Source organism: Mesorhizobium sp. WSM4311, assembly GCF_002295115.1.
Taxonomy (GTDB): Bacteria; Pseudomonadota; Alphaproteobacteria; order Rhizobiales; family Rhizobiaceae; genus Mesorhizobium.
The window spans coordinates 112,829-128,066 of record NZ_NSFV01000006.1; the positions used below are offsets into that span (position 1 = coordinate 112,829).

Genomic DNA, 15,238 nt, shown 5'->3' on the forward strand with positions numbered 1-15,238 from the left:
CAAGCCTATCGATTTGTGCTGACGAACAATCTGGATATAAGGGCAATTCATCGCTAAAAACCGTCAATGATGAGACAGCCGCTTCGCTACCCATGGCTCGATTTCGACGTCGATGACGTCCTTGCTCCGGCGATCGCCGTGCGCGTCGACGTCACCGAGAACAAGGCCGAGGTGTCGGATCATTGGCATCGCAAAGGGCAACTCGTCTTCGCGCTTGGCGGCGGCGTCACCTGCCGCGTGCCCAGTGGCCTCTGGATGGTGCCGCCGCACTGCGGCGTGTGGGTGCCAAGCCGCATGCAGCACAGCAACATCGCGACGGCCAATGCGCGGATTTTCTTCGTCTATATCGAGCCGGGCGCGGCTGTGCTGCCGGATCGGTGCTGCACACTTTCGATCTCGCCGCTGCTGCGCGAACTGATCATCGAACTGTCGGACTGCGCGCCTGATGACGCGCGCTGTGCTTTCCTGGGAAGCGTCCTGCTGGCCGAATTGCCCGATATGCCTGTCCAGCAACTGCATCTGCCGATATCCTCCGAACCGCGCCTGAAGCGGATCGCGGAAGCACTGGCGAACGATCCTGCCGATCGCAGCACGCTGGCCGAATGGGCCAAGCGTGTCGCGCTCAGCGAGAGCAGTCTTGCTCGTCTTGTCGTCAAGGAGACAGGCTTGAGCTTTGGCCGCTGGCGCCAGCAATTGCACCTGATCGTTGCGATCAGGGAACTGGCTTCGGGCGCCAGCGTTCAGCGGGTTTCGGGCGATCTCGGCTATGAGTCCGTCACAGCCTTCATCACCATGTTCAGGAAGGCGCTCGGCAAGCCTCCCGCACAGTATCTCAGCAGCATCGCACGCAATGGCGGGTCAGCATTCGTGCGGTGATCAGGCGGCGGACGGTTCGGTCGCAGATGGCTTGTGACCGAGCACCTCTTCGACGATGCCGCGCGCGATTTCGCGCTCGCCCATGATCACCGTGTCGGCGCCGAGCCCCTTGAGATGCTCGACCTCGGCATCGGAATGGGCCCGGGCGACGACGTTGACGCCGGGGTTGGCGGCGCGCGCCCTGAGCACGATCTGGCCGGCTTCGAACGCATTGGGGATGGCGAGGATCAGCCGGCTGGCGCCTTCGGGATTGGCGGCGGCGAACACTTCGGCGTTGGCGGCATTGCCGGCGACGCTCTCGACGCCATCGGCCTTCAGCTTGGCCAGTGTCTTGTCGGCGTCCTCGATGACGAGGAAGGGCAGCTCTGCTTCTTTCAGCGCCGCGCCGACAAGGCCGCCGACACGGCCATAACCGATCAGGATGGCATGGCCGGTAAGCGCCGTCTTCGGCGGAGGGCCGTCTTCCTGTTGGGCTGTTGCGACGACCGAGGCGACCTGGCCCGGTTCGGTCGCCGGACCGACCGGCTTGGCGTCCGCCGGCGGCGCCGTCCTGGCGGCGCGGGCCTCCAGCCACGGCTTCATCCAGTCGATGACCAGGAACATCAGCGGGTTGAGCACGATCGACAGGATGGCGCCGGCCAGGATCAGGTCGCGGCCCTGTTCGGGCAAGAGTTTCAGCCCGACGCCGAGTTCGGCCAGGATGAAGGAGAATTCGCCGATCTGGGCAAGGCTGGCCGAAATCATGAGGGCTGTCGCCAGGGGATAGCCGAAGACGACGACGATGACGAACGCCGCCAGCGACTTGCCGATGACGATAATGGCCAGTGTCGCCAGGATCGGCAGGCCGTTGCTGAGCAGGCTGAACGGGTCGAACAGCATGCCGACCGAGACGAAGAACAGCACCGAGAAGGCGTCGCGCAGCGGCAGCGATTCTTCGGCCGCGCGGTGGCTAAGCTCGGATTCGCTCATGATCATGCCGGCGAAGAAGGCGCCGAGCGCCAGCGAGACGCCGAACAGTTTCGCCGCGCCGAAGGCGACGCCGAGCGCAATGGCGAGCACCGAGAGACGAAACAATTCGCGTGACCCGGTATGGGCGACGTAGTGCAGAATCCAGGGGATCACCCGGCGGCCGACCATCAGCATGACGACGACGAAAGCGGCGACTTTGGCGAGCGTGATGCCGACGACGCCCCAGATGTCGTAGCCGGCCGGCAGCGACAGCAGGCCGCTCGAGTGCACATCCGCCTGTTCCTGGCCACCGAGCACGCCGGCAAGGGCCGGCAGCAGCACCAGGGCCAGCACCATGGCCAGATCCTCGACGATCAGCCAGCCGACGGCGATGCGGCCGCGTTCGGTCTCGATCAGCCGGCGTTCCTGAAGCGCGCGCAGCAGCACCACGGTCGAGGCGACCGACAGTGCCAGGCCGAACACCAGCCCCGCGCCCATCGACCAGCCGAGCATCCAGGACAGTCCGGCGCCGAGTGCCGTGGCAAAGCCGATCTGGACGATGGCGCCAGGCACGGCGATGGCGCGGACCGACAACAGGTCCTTCAGCGAGAAATGCAGGCCGACGCCGAACATCAAGAGGATGACGCCGATCTCGGCCAGTTCGTTGGCAAGGCCGGCATCGGCGACGAAACCAGGCGTATTCGGCCCGACCAGGACGCCGGCTACGAGATAGCCGACCAGCGGCGGAATGCGGAAACGGTTGGCCAGAGCCCCGAAGACGAAAGCCAGCCCCAGACCGGCGACGATGGTGGCGATAAGGGGCGTGTCATGCGGCATTGTCTATGGAGCGCCTTTCAAGTTTGCGATGTCGGATGTGCGCCGCCCTAAGCCGCCGCCTGTTTTGCAATATGGTGGAAGGGGTGACGGTGATGCAACCCGCAGGTGCGAAAATCGACGGTGCGGCGGCAAAATGCTCGACCGGCGGCCGAGAGGCCGCCGGTCCGTTTTGCACTCACTGTTGCGTTGGCTTTGGGATCCATCGCCTGCGGTCAGGCTGCTTGCAGCATGGCCTCGATCTCGGAGATGGCGTGGTTGGTCATGGTTTTTGGAATTTCAGCCGTCACCTTGTCACCGACCGCCTTGTGCAGCTTCTTGCGCATGGCGCCGAGCATCACCGGCGGGGCGACAAGCACGATGCTGTCGAACTCACCACCATGGGCGAGCTTGTAGAGCCGGGCCGCGATCTCTTCCGCGAAGCGTTCCTTGCCGATACGGTGCCAGTCGGTATCCTCGACGGCGCTGCGGTGTACGGACGGGCCGTCATTGTACCGGCCGGGGCTGTCGCTTCCCTGTTCGCGGGTGGGCGGGTTGTCCTGTTCCATCACCTGCACGACTTCGAGATTTGGAAACTTGTTGTCGCCGGCATTCTTGAGCAGGAGCGCTTTTTCACCGTCGGCCACCAGGACCCAGATGCCGTGCCTCAGTTTGATCGTGTCCATGAAAGCGCTCCTTTTGATGAATGGCTACGCTTCGGAACGCGTATCAACCCGGCAACGTTCCACCCCCCTACGGCGAAGCGACGGCGGTGCCGCCAACGGTTGAACAGGCGATCCGTGAGTGGGCGACTTTAATCTACTGAATTGGTAGAAATTAGAAAAAACTGTTTTGCCAGATAGAGGGCAGGTGGCTAAAAAGACCTGAAATCAAGGATCGCTCCAGGGACGTGAATCCGCCCGCACCGCGGATGTGGAATATTTTTCTCCTGTCTTTCGCAGTTGCGAAAAAGCGATTGCCTGCCATCACAGGATGCGCGAGTGCTTTGCTTCTGGTTTTTCGCGCCCCGGCGTAAAACTGCGACACTGTTCCTGGATTGCTTTTCCCATGCCGCAGGCCAATGCCAAGCTCAATGCCTTCCCCGTCTTCGTGCGGGTCGAGGGCGAAGCCGTGGCCATCGTCGGCGCCGGCGAGGAAGCCCTCGCCAAAGCGCGGCTGATTGGACAGTCGAGCGCGGTGCTACGCATCATCGCCGAAAATGCTGACCCGAAGCTGCTTGCCTTTATCGCCCAGTCCGGCGCCAACCATGTCGCGGCAGCTTATGACGCTTCGCAGCTGGAAGGCGCGGTCATGGTGTTTGCCGCCAGCGGCGATGAGGCGCTCGACCGCCGTGTCGCAGCCGATGCGCGCGAACTGGGCATTCCGGTCAATGCCGTCGACCGGCCGGAACTCTGCGACTTCTTCACTCCGGCGCTGGTCAACCGTGCGCCGGTCGCCATCGCCATCGGAACGGAAGGCGCCGGCCCGGTGCTGGCCCAGATGCTGCGCAGCCGCATCGATCAGATGCTGTCGCCATCGCTCGGTTCGCTGGCGACGCTCGCCGCCTCCCTGCGTGGGGCAGCCGAGAAATTGCTGCCGAAAGGCAATGCCCGCCGCCGTTTCTGGAACAGCTTTTTCCAGGGTGCGCCTGCCCATGCCATGGAAGCCGGCCAGCTGTCGCAGGCGCATGACGCGGCGGTGGATCTTCTGCTATCGAACGCACCCGCTTCGGGCCACATCGCGCTGGTTGGCGCTGGTCCGGGCGCCGAGGATCTGCTGACGTTGCGTGCCCATCGTCTGCTGATGGAAGCCGATGTCATCGTCCATGACGCGCTTGTGCCGGAGGCGGTCGTCGCCATGGGCCGCCGCGATGCCGAGCGCCTGCCGGTCGGCAAGCGCAAGGGTTGCCACAGCAAGAGCCAGACCGAAATCAACGCGCTGCTGGTGGAGCTTGGCCGGCAGGGCAAGCGCGTGGTGCGGCTGAAGTCGGGCGATCCGCTGGTGTTCGGCCGCGCCGGCGAGGAAATGGCGGCACTGCGCGATGCCGGTATCGCCTATGAGGTGGTTCCAGGCGTCACCGCTGCCTTTGCCGCCGCCGCCGATTTCGAACTGCCGCTGACCTTGCGCGGCGTCTCCTCGTCCATGGTCTTCACCACCGGCCACGACCTCAAGGGCAATTCGCTGCCCGACTGGGCCAAGCTCGCGATTTCCGGCGCCACCGTCGCCGTCTATATGGGCCGCTCCGTCGCTGCCGAGGTTGCCGGCCGGCTTATCGAAGCCGGCCTGTCGCCGGACACGGCGGTGGCCGTGGTCGAGAATGCCAGCCTTGCTAACCGGCGCCGTTTCCACGGCACGTTGGCCGACCTGCCATCGCTGGAAGCGCGTGTCGATCTTTCCGGGCCGGTCATGACCATCATTGGCGATGCGGTCGCCGGCGCCAACTTCGAACGGTCCGAACCGCTTGCAGCAGCACACAAGAATGAACGCGCGGCCAAAGCCGCCAGCGAGAGAGTTCAGCCATGAAGATACTGACCGCCAACCGCCTGACGGATGGCATCGCCGTCTGGTACGCCGATGGCGGCTGGGCCGAGACGGTGGGCCAGGCCGATCTTGCGCATGACAAGGCGGCCGAGGATCGCCTCGAGGCGATCGGCGCCAAGGCTCATGCCGACAATGAAGTGGTCGACGTCAATCTGATCGACGCGGAAGTCGTCGACGGTGTCGTCGAGCCGGTGCGGCTGCGTGAAAAGATCCGCGCCGCCGGCCCGACCATCCGCGGCGATCTCGGCAAGCAGGCCGAGCGTGCGGCATAGCCAGGTTTGAGTGAAACGGGCGGACGCGCCCTGAAAGACGAAGCATGTACCGTTACGATGAGTTCGACCACGATTTTGTCCAGGCCCGCGTCGCCGAGTTCAGCGACCAGGTCCAGCGCCGGCTGTCCGGCGAGATATCAGAGGACCAGTTCCGGCCGCTAAGGCTGATGAACGGCGTCTACCTGCAGCTGCACGCCTATATGCTGCGTATCGCGGTGCCCTATGGCACGCTGAACGGCAAGCAGCTGCGCATGCTCGGTCACATCGCCCGCAAATACGACAAGGGCTACGGCCATTTCACCACGCGCCAGAACATCCAGTTCAACTGGCCGGCGCTGTCGGACATTCCGGCGATCCTGGCCGATCTGGCGAGCGTCGAGATGCACGCCATCCAGACCAGCGGCAACTGCATCCGCAACGTTACCGCCGACCACTTCGCCGGCGCCGCCGCCGACGAGGTCGCCGATCCGCGTCCCTATGCGGAGATCCTGCGGCAATGGTCCTCGGTGCATCCGGAATTCTCGTTCCTGCCCAGGAAATTCAAGATCGCGGTGACCGGGGCAGAGCGCGACCGAGCCGCCATCCAGACGCATGATATCGGCCTGCACCTGAAGAAGAACGCCGCCGGCGAGCTTGGCTTCGCCGTCTATGTCGGTGGCGGCCAGGGCCGCACGCCGATGGTGGGAAGGAAAATTCGCGAGTTCCTGCCGGAAGCCGATCTTCTGTCCTACTGCACGGCGATCCTGCGCGTTTACAACCTCTATGGCCGCCGCGACAACAAGTACAAGGCACGCATCAAGATCCTGGTGCACGAGACCGGCGTCGAGGAAATCACCCGCCAGGTCGAGGCCGAGTGGCAGGAGTTGAAGGACGCCGAGCTGAAGCTGCCGGATGCCGATATCCGCGCCATCCAAGCCTATTTCGCGCCGCCGGCGCTCACCGATCGGCCGGAAGGCGACCAGGCGGTCAAGCTGGCGCGTCTTGATTCCAAAGGCTTTTCGGAGTGGCTCGACCAGAATGTGGTGACGCATCGCCATCCCGACTACGCGGCGGTGACGATCTCGCTCAAGGGCATCGGCGAGGTGCCGGGTGATGCTTCGGACAGCCAGATGGAAGCGGTCGCCGACATCGCGGAAAAATACGCCTTCGACGAGCTGCGCGTAAGCCATGAGCAGAACCTGATCCTGCCGCATGTGGCGCGCGCCGACCTCAAGGCGGTCTATGACGCGCTGGTCGATATCGGGCTGGCGACGGCCAATTCCAATCTGATATCGGACATCATCTCGTGCCCGGGCCTCGACTACTGCGCGCTGGCCACCGCACGCTCGATCCCGATCGCGCAGGAAATCTCGCAACGCTTCGCCTCGCTGGAGCGGCAGCGCGAGATCGGCGAACTGAAGCTGAAGATCTCCGGCTGCATCAATGCCTGCGGCCATCACCATGTCGGCCATATTGGCATCCTCGGCGTCGAGAAGAAGGGCTCCGAGCTCTATCAGGTGACGCTGGGCGGGTCGGCCGACGAGAACACGTCGGTTGGCGAGATCATCGGCCGCGGCTTCTCGTCGGAAGAGATCACCGACGCCATCGAGCAGATCGTCGAGACCTATCTCGGCCTTCGGCTCAACCCTCAGGAAAAATTCATCGACGCCTACCGCCGTGTCGGTCCCGCGCCGTTCAAGGAGGCGCTCTATGCTGGCGAAACCAAGGCCGCTTGACCATATAGCCGACGCTGATGACGGCGTCGCCGCCAAGGCGGCGGGACTTGACGCGCTCTACGGCCATCTGAAGCCGCTTGAGATCATCGAGCGCTCGGCCCGCGAACTGTTTCACGACGAGATATCAGCCGTGTCGTCCTTCGGGGCGGATTCGGCAGTGCTGCTGCACATGATCGCCGAGATCGACCGCACGCTGCCGGTCATCTTCCTCGACACCGGCAAGCATTTCGAAGAGACGCTCGGCTACCGCGACGCGCTCGTCGCCGATTTCGGGCTGACCAACATCCAGGTCATCAAGCCCGAGGAGGCGGCGCTCGCGCGGATCGACCCGACGGGCAATCTGCACCAGAGCAACACCGATGCCTGCTGCGACGTGCGCAAGGTCGAGCCGCTGGCGCGTGGCGTGGCACCCTTCCGCGCCTGGTTCACCGGCCGCAAGCGTTTTCAGGCCTCGACGCGGGCAGCGCTGCCGGTGTTCGAGGCGGTCGGCCCGCGCATCCGCATCAATCCGCTGGCGCACTGGACGACCTCGGACCAGGCAGACTACATGCGGGCGCATGCGCTGCGCGAGAATCCCCTGGTCGCCTATGGCTATCTGTCGATCGGCTGCTTTCCGTGCACGCAACCGGTGCAGCCGGGCGAGGATGCGCGCAGCGGCCGCTGGGCCGGTCATGCCAAGACCGAGTGCGGCATTCACCTGTCGGGACTGGAGAAGTCGCTGACCGACGCATCACTATAGGGTATGCTGATATCCAGCCGGCCTGCGAACGGCGACCTCCCCGGAGGCCGCCGGTTTTGTGCGGGAGGGGCTCTCAGCGGACCTGGATCTTGGGACTTTAGGAATTTTGATGACCGAAACGACGACACCGGAGACCCGGCTCTGGACCCCGCAGGGTTTTCGCGAGGACGAGTGGGCCCATGCCGAAAGTGCCGACGCGCTTTCGGGCAATGGCCGCTTCATCCTGCCGCTGCAGGCGTTCCTCGACCTTGATCCCGAGGTGCGCCGGTCCGCCAAGGAGCGGCTCGGCGTGTTGCTGCAGCCGGGCGATCAGCTCGAGAAGATAGCCGACCTGCTTGACCAGCTGTCGCTGGTGGCGCTGGTCTTCCCGGCCTTCAGCGATGGGCGCTCCTTCTCCAAGGCCGAACTGCTGCGCGGCCGCTACCGCTTCGAGGGTGCCGTTCGCGCCACCGGCCAAGTGCTGGTCGATCCGTTGCCGCATATGCTGCGTCTCGGCTTCGACGAGTTCGAGATTTCCAACCCGGTGCTGCTGAAGCGCCTGCAAGAGGAACGCACCGGCGGCTTGGGGCTTTACTACCAGCCAGCCGCCGTGCCGGAGCCCAAGGGCCCGAAATATTCCTGGCGGCGCGTTCGCAGCTGACGTTGGGGTAATTCCACCCATCTTTACATAGGCCGTAATCGAGCCTTCTCTTGGTCATCCGGACGGAAACATCCGCCGGGTGCGAGGGAGGAAGTCATGGATTTCGACTATGTCATCGCCGGCGGCGGGTCCGCCGGGTGCACGCTTGCCGCGCGGCTGTCCGAAGATCCATCGAAAACGGTCTGCCTGATCGAAGCCGGCGGCGCGGGCAGCAACCTGCTTATCCGCGCGCCGGCAGGCATCATTGCATTGTTGCCGGGCCGGCCAAAGATCAACAACTGGGCGTTCGAGACGGTGCCGCAGCAGGGCCTTGGCGGCCGCAAGGGTTACCAGCCGCGCGGCAAGGCGCTGGGCGGATCCAGCGCCATCAACGCCATGCTCTATACGCGCGGGCACCGCGGCGATTACGACGAATGGGCCGAACTCGGCTGCGACGGCTGGTCATGGGACGAGGTGCTGCCCTATTTCCGGCGGGCTGAAGGCAATCAACGCGGCGCTGATGCCCTGCATGGCGGTGAGGGGCCGCTGCGGGTTGCCGAGCAGCAAGAGCCACGTCCGCTCTCCCGGGCCTTTGTCGAGGCCTGCGGCGAAAACCAGATCCGCCGCAACGATGATTTCAACGGCGTCGAACAGGAAGGTGCCGGACTTTACCAGGTGACGCAATTCTGGGGCGAACGTCGTAATGGCGAGCGCTGCTCGGCGGCCGCTGCCTATCTGCGACCGGCCATGAACAGGTCGAACCTTACCGTCATCACTGGTGCGCATGCCACGGCGGTCATCCTCGATGGCAAGCGCGCCACCGGCGTGCGGTATCGCGCGGGGAAGGGCGAAGCCGTCGCGAAAGCCAAGCGCGAGGTGATCGTCTGTGGTGGCGCCTTCGGTTCGCCTCAGCTCCTGTTGCTGTCGGGCATTGGCCCGGCCGCCGAGCTTGCCATGCATGGCATTCCGGTCATTCATGAACTGCCCGGTGTTGGCAAGAACCTGCAAGACCACCTCGATTTCATCATGGGCTGGACGTCAAGGGATGCCGACATGATGGGCATCGGTCTGCGCGGCCTACCTGGCCTGCTGCGGCACATGCTGCGCTGGCGGAAAGATGGCGGCGGTATGATCGCCACGCCCTATGCCGAAGGCGGTGCCTTCCTCAAATCCGATCCGGCGATGGAACGGCCCGACTTGCAACTGCATTTCTGCATCGCGATCGTGGATGATCATGGCCGCAAGCTGCATATGGGATATGGCTTTTCCTGCCATGTCTGCGTGCTGCGGCCACATTCGCGCGGCGAGGTCGGGCTGTCGACTCATGATCCCATGGCACCACCGCGCATCGATCCGCGCTTTCTTTCGGACGAACGCGACGCCGGGCTTTTGCTCCAGGGTGTCAGGATGATGCGCGGTATCCTGGAGGCGCCGGCGCTGGCCAGATATCGCCACAAGGAAATCTACACCGCCGGTGTTTCGAGCGACGCGGAGTTGATGTCCCACATCTGTGCCCGCGCCGACACGATCTATCACCCGGCCGGCACCTGCAAGATGGGCGTCGACGACCTGGCGGTGGTCGATCCGCAATTGCGGGTCCACGGGCTTGAAGCCTTGCGGGTCGTCGACGCCTCGGTGATGCCGACGCTGATCGGCGGCAACACCAACGCTCCGACCATCATGATTGCCGAAAAGGCGGCGGACATGATCAAGGCCGCCGCCTGACCGCGGCTCTGGTCGAACCAGCGAAGCTATTTTCGTCTGCCGAGAAGCGCCTTCGGACGAGAAGGCGGAAAACTGGTCATACCAATTTGGCGATTTGCGCTTTCCCTGCGACCCTCCTGCCCTTAGGATAGGGAACATTATTTCGAGACCCGAAATAAATTTGGCCACAAGGGAGGAACCAGAAATGGCTGGCAAGAAAATATTGATGCTCGTTGGCGAGTTCAGCGAGGAGTATGAGATTTTCGTCTTTGAACAGGCCATGCATGCCGTCGGCCACATCGTGCATGTCGTCTGCCCGGACAAGAAGGCCGGCGATATCCTCAAGACTTCGCTGCACGATTTTGAAGGCCACCAGACCTACACGGAAAAGCCCGGCCACGACTACATCCTCAACAAGACGTTCTCCGAGGTGGACCCGGCCAAGTATGACGCCGTCTACGCGGCGGGCGGGCGCGGTCCCGAATACATCCGCATCGACAAGCGGGTGCAGGCGCTGGTGCGGCATTTCCACGAGGCCGGCAAGCCGATCTTCACCATCTGCCATGGCGTGCAGATCCTGATTGCGGTCGACGGTGTGGTGCGGGGCAGGGAAGTGGCGGCGCTCCACTATTGCGAGCCGGAAGTGACGCTCGCCGGCGGCATCTACATCGACGTCGCGCCGACCGGCGCCCATGTCGACGGCAATCTGGTGTCGGCCAAGGGTTGGCCGGGCCTGTCCAACTTCATCCGTGAGTGCCTGAAGGTGCTTGGCACCGAAATCCGCCATGGCGAGATCCTGATGCGCGAAGAGCGCCAGGCCGCCTGAACAGGGGTTTGCTTCCGCCGCCGCGCCACGGCGCGGCGGTCGTCGTTCTACATCGTCGCCCGTGCCTCGCGGAACGACACCAGCTTCCGGCGATTCTCGTCCCACAATGCCAGTTTGACGCAGCGCAGGCTGTCGAGCAGCGTGACGCGACCGATGCCGCGCAGTTCCGGATAGTCGCGCAGCACTTCCTGCAGCCGGTAGCAAGGCACCTTGGCGGAGAGGTGGTGGACGTGATGAACGCCGATATTGCCGGTGAACCAGTTCAGCACCGGCGGCAGGTCGTAATAGGACGAGCCATGCAAGGCGGCATGCTGGAACTCCCAGTCGTCATCCTTTGCCCATTCCGTCTCCTCGAACTGGTGCTGGACGTAGAACAGCCAGATGCCTGCCGAGCCGGCGAGAATGACGATCGGCAGATGGACGACCAGGAACGCACCGGGACCGACCGTCCAGATAAGCAGGGCCGCCGCTAGCGCGATGGCGAGATTGGTGGTCATCGACGACACCCAGGGCGTCAGGCCGCCGCGCATCATGCCGATGGGCAGCCTTTGCGAGAAGATGAACAGCCAGATGGGTCCAAGCCCGAACATCACCAGTGGATGGCGATAAAGGCGGTAGGCGAGGCGCCCGCGCCAGGACAATTGCCGGTATTCGGCAACGGTCAGCGTCGTGATGTCACCCATGCCGCGCTCGTCGAGATTGCCGGCGCTGGCATGATGTGTCGCGTGGGCGCGCCGCCAGCAATCGTAGGGTGTCAGCGTCAGGACGCCGAGCGCGCGGCCGATCCAGTCGTCGGCATAGCGGTTGGCGAAGAAGGACCCATGGCCGCAATCATGCTGGATCATGAAGATGCGCACCAGGAACCCCGCTGCCGGAAGGATCAGGATCAGCCCCCACCAATGGCCATAGGCATAGGCAGCCGAGGAGAGCGCCCACAGCGTGGCGAACGGGATGAGGGTGATGGCGAGTTCGACGGCGCTGCGTCGCCGGTCCGGCTTCTTGTAGCGCGCCAGGACCTTCAACCAGGCACGCTTGCTGTTGGCGACCGCATCGGGGGAAATCATGTTCATCAGGAAGCATAGGCACGGCATGTGGCTACCGCAAGGCAGCCATCACGCAAAATTACTGCGCGTAATTGTCGCGTAAAGAGCTACTGCCGCCGCAATCTGGTACTGCCATCCTCGACCCGATCGAGGCGGTCGAGCAATTGCCTGAAGCGGTCATGAGTATCGGTTTCGATACGGAAAGCCGGCAAGGTACGCAGAAAACGCGTCATCGCCTCGGCACCGAACTGGCGCCTGACTTCTGCGGCGAGCCTTTCTGCCTTTTCAGCCTTGTTGCGGGTCATCATTTCAAATCCTGTGTCGGCTCCGAAACTCCTCCAGTAGGGGAATGGTTCCCGCATCACGCTTCCGTGGCAAGCCAAGCCGGCAAGTACGGTAAACTTTGAATTAAAATCTAAGCATCGCCATTGATCACGACCCAGGTCCGGCCCAAGGCTCAATGATCGCTTACCCCTTGATTTTTGGCTGCCAAACCTCGATATCGGGCACAAAATCCATACCATTCGAGATGACGGGAAACGGCGATGAGCGACCAGGCAAAAGACGAACGCGCGCCCAGTGAAGCCGAGGCGACCGAGGCCAATGCCGAGCGCACGGAAGGCAGCATCGATGGCGACTATGAAGCGCTTGTGCGACTGCTGAAGGAAAATGAAGAGCTGAAGGACCGCGCGCTGCGCGTCGCGGCCGAGATGGAGAACCTGCGCCGCCGCACCGCGCGCGACGTACACGACGCGCGCACCTATGCGGTTGCGAATTTCGCCCGCGACATGCTGTCGGTGTCGGACAATCTGCGCCGCGCGCTGGACGCCATTCCGGCGGAGGCGAAGGCCTCGGGCGACGCCGGCTTCAAGGCGCTGATCGAAGGCGTCGACCTGACCGAGCGCGCGATGCTGTCGGCGCTGGAACGGCATGGGGTCAAGAAGCTCGCGCCGGAAGGCGAGAAGTTCGATCCCAATTTCCACCAGGCCATGTTCGAAGTGCCCAATCCCGATGTCCCGGCCAACACCGTCGTCCAGGTCGTGCAGCCGGGCTATTCGATCGGCGAGCGCGTGCTGCGTCCGGCCATGGTCGGCGTCGCCAAGGGCGGCCCGAAGATTGCCGCCGAGGCGCCGGTCGAGCCGGGGCCGGTGAATGAGCAGGCGGAGAAGGATGCGTAGTTAGGGGTAGGGCAGTAGGGAATAAGGCAGTCGTATCAATCGTGCGGCTTCGTGCTATGCATACGCCCAATTCCTAATCCCTAAGCCTACTCCCTTACCGCCATGCATCCCATCGCCCTTCTCGACTATGCCGGCGTCGCTGTTTTTGCGGCGACCGGGGCGTTGGCTGCTTCGCGAAAGCAACTCGACATTATCGGTTTCCTGTTCCTTGCCAGCGTCACCGGCATTGGCGGTGGCACGTTTCGCGACCTCATCCTCAACGTGCCGGTGTTCTGGGTCGGAAACCGCGACTATGTGCTGATCTGCGCGGTGGTGGCGGTCCTGGTCTTCTTCACCGCGCATCGCGTCGAATCCCGCTACAAGCTGCTGTTGTGGCTCGACGCGATCGGGCTGGCCGCCTTTTCAGTGATGGGTGCGGCCAAGGGCCTGGCAATCACCGGTTCGCCGGTGGTTTCCATCATCACTGGCATGCTGACCGCGACCTTCGGCGGCATATTGCGCGATCTGCTTGCCAGCGAACCATCGGTGCTGCTGAGGCCGGAGATCTACGTCACGGCCGCTCTGGCGGGCGCCGCCATCTTCACATTGGGCGACGTCGCCGGATTGCCGCAGATCGTCTCGGGGTTGGCCGGCTTCGTCGTGGCGCTCGCCGTGCGCGGCGGCGCGCTGCGTTTCGGCTGGTCGTTTCCGTCGTACAGGAGCCGGCCTGGCCGGCGGCCGGAGGATATTCCGTAAGGAAGGGGATAGAGAATAGTCAGTAGTGAGTAGTCAGCGAAGCGTGAACGTAGCGTCTTGCCTGCTGCCCTTACGCCGCAAAGCGCTGCGCTTCCCCGCCATAGTAATTGACGTAGCGGGCGCCGATCTCCTTGACCGGCATCACCACGAAGACATCGACGGTCGAGAATTCGCGGTCGATGACGCAGCCGTCGCCGATGCGGGCGCCGACCCTCAGATAGCCCTTCACCAGAGGCGGCATCGCCGCGATCGCCGCCTTGGTGTTGACCGCCTCGATCGGCATCAGGTCCATGGAACAATAGCGCCCGGACACCGCGCGCACATCCCAGGCCGAATTCGTGCGGCAGTGATGGGCGAGATAGGTGAGCGCCTCAGCATGCGCCGCCGGCACGGTACCGTGGAAGGAAGCGCAGCCGGTCATCACGCCGATTTCGTAGTGATTGATGTAGGCCCAGATGCCTTGCCACAGCGCCTCGATGGTGCGCTTCGAGCGGTATTCCGGCAAAACGCAGGATCGGCCGAGCTCGAGGAAACGCTGGCCGGGATGGCGGGCGATGAGCTTGGTCAGCTCGAATTCGCCTTCGGAATAGAAGCCCCCGGCGGCGGCCGCGATTTCTTGCCGCAGCAGCCGGTAAGTGCCGACGATGCGGCGGTGTTCGGGGCCGGAAATCGAATTGTCGAAGACGAGCAGATGATCGCAAAGCGGATCGAATCGGTCGGCGTCGCGGCGGTCCTGCGCCTGGAACAGGTCCTTGCGGGCGCCAAGCTCGTCATAGAATACGCGGTAGCGCACTTCCTGCGCGGCCGCGATCTCGGCCTCGTTGCGGGCGAGCCGCACTTCGAGATTGCCAATACGGCCGAGTGCGGCGCCCTTTATGACGGAATCGACATTACGCCCGCCGAGCAAGGCGCTGCTGGCGTTCGGCCGAGTGTCACATTCCGGCATAACTGTATGCACGAGTGATTCTCCTTCGAGCCATCCCTCTTGGCACGGGGATACGGTGTAGGTGCAACAGGATTGTGACAGTACCGTGATAAGGCGTCGCGGGCAATACTTCGTCGGCTGGCGAAAACGGTCAACCGGCTACGTTAGGTGAGGAGGAGCGAGGCGCCTTTCGTTTGCACGGATCAACTCGCCGCGCTTCAAACCCTTGTTTTGATGGGGGTCGCCCTCGATAAATCGGGGCCTCTTTGGGTTGGCGTGCATCAGCCGCCCAGCTGGAAAAAAC

The 15,238-nt window shown here is 63.6% G+C and carries 15 protein-coding genes; 10 read left to right on the forward strand and 5 right to left on the reverse strand.

What is annotated here, in order from left to right; all coding sequences use genetic code 11:
- Positions 1–69 precede the first annotated feature (69 nt).
- Positions 70–876, forward strand: a complete 807-nt coding sequence (locus CK226_RS17515; protein ID WP_095772720.1) for a helix-turn-helix transcriptional regulator — start codon at positions 70–72, stop codon at positions 874–876.
- On the opposite strand, the gene CK226_RS17520 is transcribed toward CK226_RS17515, so the two are convergent.
- Together CK226_RS17520 and CK226_RS17525 are read right to left on the reverse strand one after the other, a co-directional pair.
- Complete coding sequence (locus tag CK226_RS17520) at positions 877–2,661, reverse strand: cation:proton antiporter (protein WP_095792589.1); 1,785 nt, start codon at positions 2,659–2,661, stop codon at positions 877–879.
- A gap of 212 nt (positions 2,662–2,873) precedes the next feature.
- Positions 2,874–3,323 carry a host attachment protein gene (locus CK226_RS17525; RefSeq protein ID WP_095772461.1) on the reverse strand — a complete coding sequence of 150 codons (450 nt, stop codon included), beginning with the start codon at positions 3,321–3,323 and terminating at the stop codon, positions 2,874–2,876.
- A gap of 382 nt (positions 3,324–3,705) precedes the next feature.
- Here CK226_RS17525 and cysG point away from each other — a divergent pair, with 382 nt between their 5' ends.
- From cysG to CK226_RS17560, 7 genes are all read left to right on the forward strand, one after another.
- Positions 3,706–5,160 (forward strand): siroheme synthase CysG, encoded by a 1,455-nt coding sequence (cysG, locus tag CK226_RS17530; RefSeq protein ID WP_095792590.1) that lies wholly within the window; start codon positions 3,706–3,708, stop codon positions 5,158–5,160.
- A complete protein-coding gene (locus tag CK226_RS17535; RefSeq protein ID WP_095772463.1) occupies positions 5,157–5,450 on the forward strand; it encodes a DUF2849 domain-containing protein in 294 nt (97 codons plus the stop codon). Before cysG ends, CK226_RS17535 begins: the two co-directional genes overlap by 4 nt.
- Before the next feature lie 44 nt (positions 5,451–5,494).
- Positions 5,495–7,165, forward strand: coding sequence for a nitrite/sulfite reductase (locus CK226_RS17540; protein ID WP_095792591.1), 1,671 nt, complete (start codon positions 5,495–5,497; stop codon positions 7,163–7,165).
- Entirely contained in the window at positions 7,140–7,904 is a 765-nt protein-coding gene (locus tag CK226_RS17545; RefSeq protein ID WP_095787076.1) for a phosphoadenylyl-sulfate reductase, read from the forward strand. The genes CK226_RS17540 and CK226_RS17545 overlap by 26 nt, the downstream gene beginning before the upstream one ends.
- Before the next feature lie 109 nt (positions 7,905–8,013).
- The gene (locus CK226_RS17550) at positions 8,014–8,544 is read left to right on the forward strand and encodes a DUF934 domain-containing protein (protein ID WP_095792592.1); all 531 of its coding nucleotides are present in this window, start codon (positions 8,014–8,016) and stop codon (positions 8,542–8,544) included.
- Between the two features lie 96 nt (positions 8,545–8,640).
- The gene (locus CK226_RS17555; protein ID WP_095792593.1) at positions 8,641–10,248 is read left to right on the forward strand and encodes a GMC family oxidoreductase N-terminal domain-containing protein; all 1,608 of its coding nucleotides are present in this window, start codon (positions 8,641–8,643) and stop codon (positions 10,246–10,248) included.
- Between the two features lie 184 nt (positions 10,249–10,432).
- On the forward strand, positions 10,433–11,053 hold the full coding sequence (locus tag CK226_RS17560) for a DJ-1/PfpI family protein (protein ID WP_095772468.1): 621 nt from the start codon (positions 10,433–10,435) through the stop codon (positions 11,051–11,053).
- Between the two features lie 47 nt (positions 11,054–11,100).
- Here the strand turns inward: CK226_RS17560 and CK226_RS17565 are convergent, their stop codons facing one another.
- Both CK226_RS17565 and CK226_RS35550 read right to left on the reverse strand, forming a co-directional pair.
- Entirely contained in the window at positions 11,101–12,123 is a 1,023-nt protein-coding gene (locus CK226_RS17565; protein WP_095787073.1) for a fatty acid desaturase, read from the reverse strand.
- 80 nt (positions 12,124–12,203) lie between these two features.
- Complete coding sequence (locus CK226_RS35550) at positions 12,204–12,404, reverse strand: hypothetical protein (RefSeq protein ID WP_095792594.1); 201 nt, start codon at positions 12,402–12,404, stop codon at positions 12,204–12,206.
- A gap of 237 nt (positions 12,405–12,641) precedes the next feature.
- On the opposite strand from CK226_RS35550, the gene grpE reads away from it, so the two are divergent.
- Both grpE and CK226_RS17580 read left to right on the forward strand, forming a co-directional pair.
- Positions 12,642–13,274: a nucleotide exchange factor GrpE gene (gene grpE, locus CK226_RS17575; protein WP_095772471.1), complete on the forward strand. Its 633-nt coding sequence runs from the start codon at positions 12,642–12,644 to the stop codon at positions 13,272–13,274.
- A gap of 102 nt (positions 13,275–13,376) precedes the next feature.
- Positions 13,377–14,009: a trimeric intracellular cation channel family protein gene (locus CK226_RS17580; protein ID WP_095792595.1), complete on the forward strand. Its 633-nt coding sequence runs from the start codon at positions 13,377–13,379 to the stop codon at positions 14,007–14,009.
- A gap of 70 nt (positions 14,010–14,079) precedes the next feature.
- On the opposite strand, the gene CK226_RS17585 is transcribed toward CK226_RS17580, so the two are convergent.
- A complete protein-coding gene (locus CK226_RS17585) occupies positions 14,080–14,955 on the reverse strand; it encodes a GNAT family N-acetyltransferase (protein WP_179296420.1) in 876 nt (291 codons plus the stop codon).
- Between the last annotated feature and the right edge of the window lie 283 nt (positions 14,956–15,238).

What these genes read in the sequence shown, in the direction of transcription:
- CK226_RS17515 (WP_095772720.1), top strand. Translation starts at nt 70, where the DNA reads ATGAGACAGCCGCTTCGCTACCCATGGCTCGATTTCGACGTCGATGAC.
- CK226_RS17520 (WP_095792589.1), bottom strand. Translation starts at nt 2,661, where the DNA reads ATGCCGCATGACACGCCCCTTATCGCCACCATCGTCGCCGGTCTGGGG.
- CK226_RS17525 (WP_095772461.1), bottom strand. Translation starts at nt 3,323, where the DNA reads ATGGACACGATCAAACTGAGGCACGGCATCTGGGTCCTGGTGGCCGAC.
- cysG (WP_095792590.1), top strand. Translation starts at nt 3,706, where the DNA reads ATGCCGCAGGCCAATGCCAAGCTCAATGCCTTCCCCGTCTTCGTGCGG.
- CK226_RS17535 (WP_095772463.1), top strand. Translation starts at nt 5,157, where the DNA reads ATGAAGATACTGACCGCCAACCGCCTGACGGATGGCATCGCCGTCTGG.
- CK226_RS17540 (WP_095792591.1), top strand. Translation starts at nt 5,495, where the DNA reads ATGTACCGTTACGATGAGTTCGACCACGATTTTGTCCAGGCCCGCGTC.
- CK226_RS17545 (WP_095787076.1), top strand. Translation starts at nt 7,140, where the DNA reads ATGCTGGCGAAACCAAGGCCGCTTGACCATATAGCCGACGCTGATGAC.
- CK226_RS17550 (WP_095792592.1), top strand. Translation starts at nt 8,014, where the DNA reads ATGACCGAAACGACGACACCGGAGACCCGGCTCTGGACCCCGCAGGGT.
- CK226_RS17555 (WP_095792593.1), top strand. Translation starts at nt 8,641, where the DNA reads ATGGATTTCGACTATGTCATCGCCGGCGGCGGGTCCGCCGGGTGCACG.
- CK226_RS17560 (WP_095772468.1), top strand. Translation starts at nt 10,433, where the DNA reads ATGGCTGGCAAGAAAATATTGATGCTCGTTGGCGAGTTCAGCGAGGAG.
- CK226_RS17565 (WP_095787073.1), bottom strand. Translation starts at nt 12,123, where the DNA reads ATGAACATGATTTCCCCCGATGCGGTCGCCAACAGCAAGCGTGCCTGG.
- CK226_RS35550 (WP_095792594.1), bottom strand. Translation starts at nt 12,404, where the DNA reads ATGATGACCCGCAACAAGGCTGAAAAGGCAGAAAGGCTCGCCGCAGAA.
- grpE (WP_095772471.1), top strand. Translation starts at nt 12,642, where the DNA reads ATGAGCGACCAGGCAAAAGACGAACGCGCGCCCAGTGAAGCCGAGGCG.
- CK226_RS17580 (WP_095792595.1), top strand. Translation starts at nt 13,377, where the DNA reads ATGCATCCCATCGCCCTTCTCGACTATGCCGGCGTCGCTGTTTTTGCG.
- CK226_RS17585 (WP_179296420.1), bottom strand. Translation starts at nt 14,955, where the DNA reads ATGCCGGAATGTGACACTCGGCCGAACGCCAGCAGCGCCTTGCTCGGC.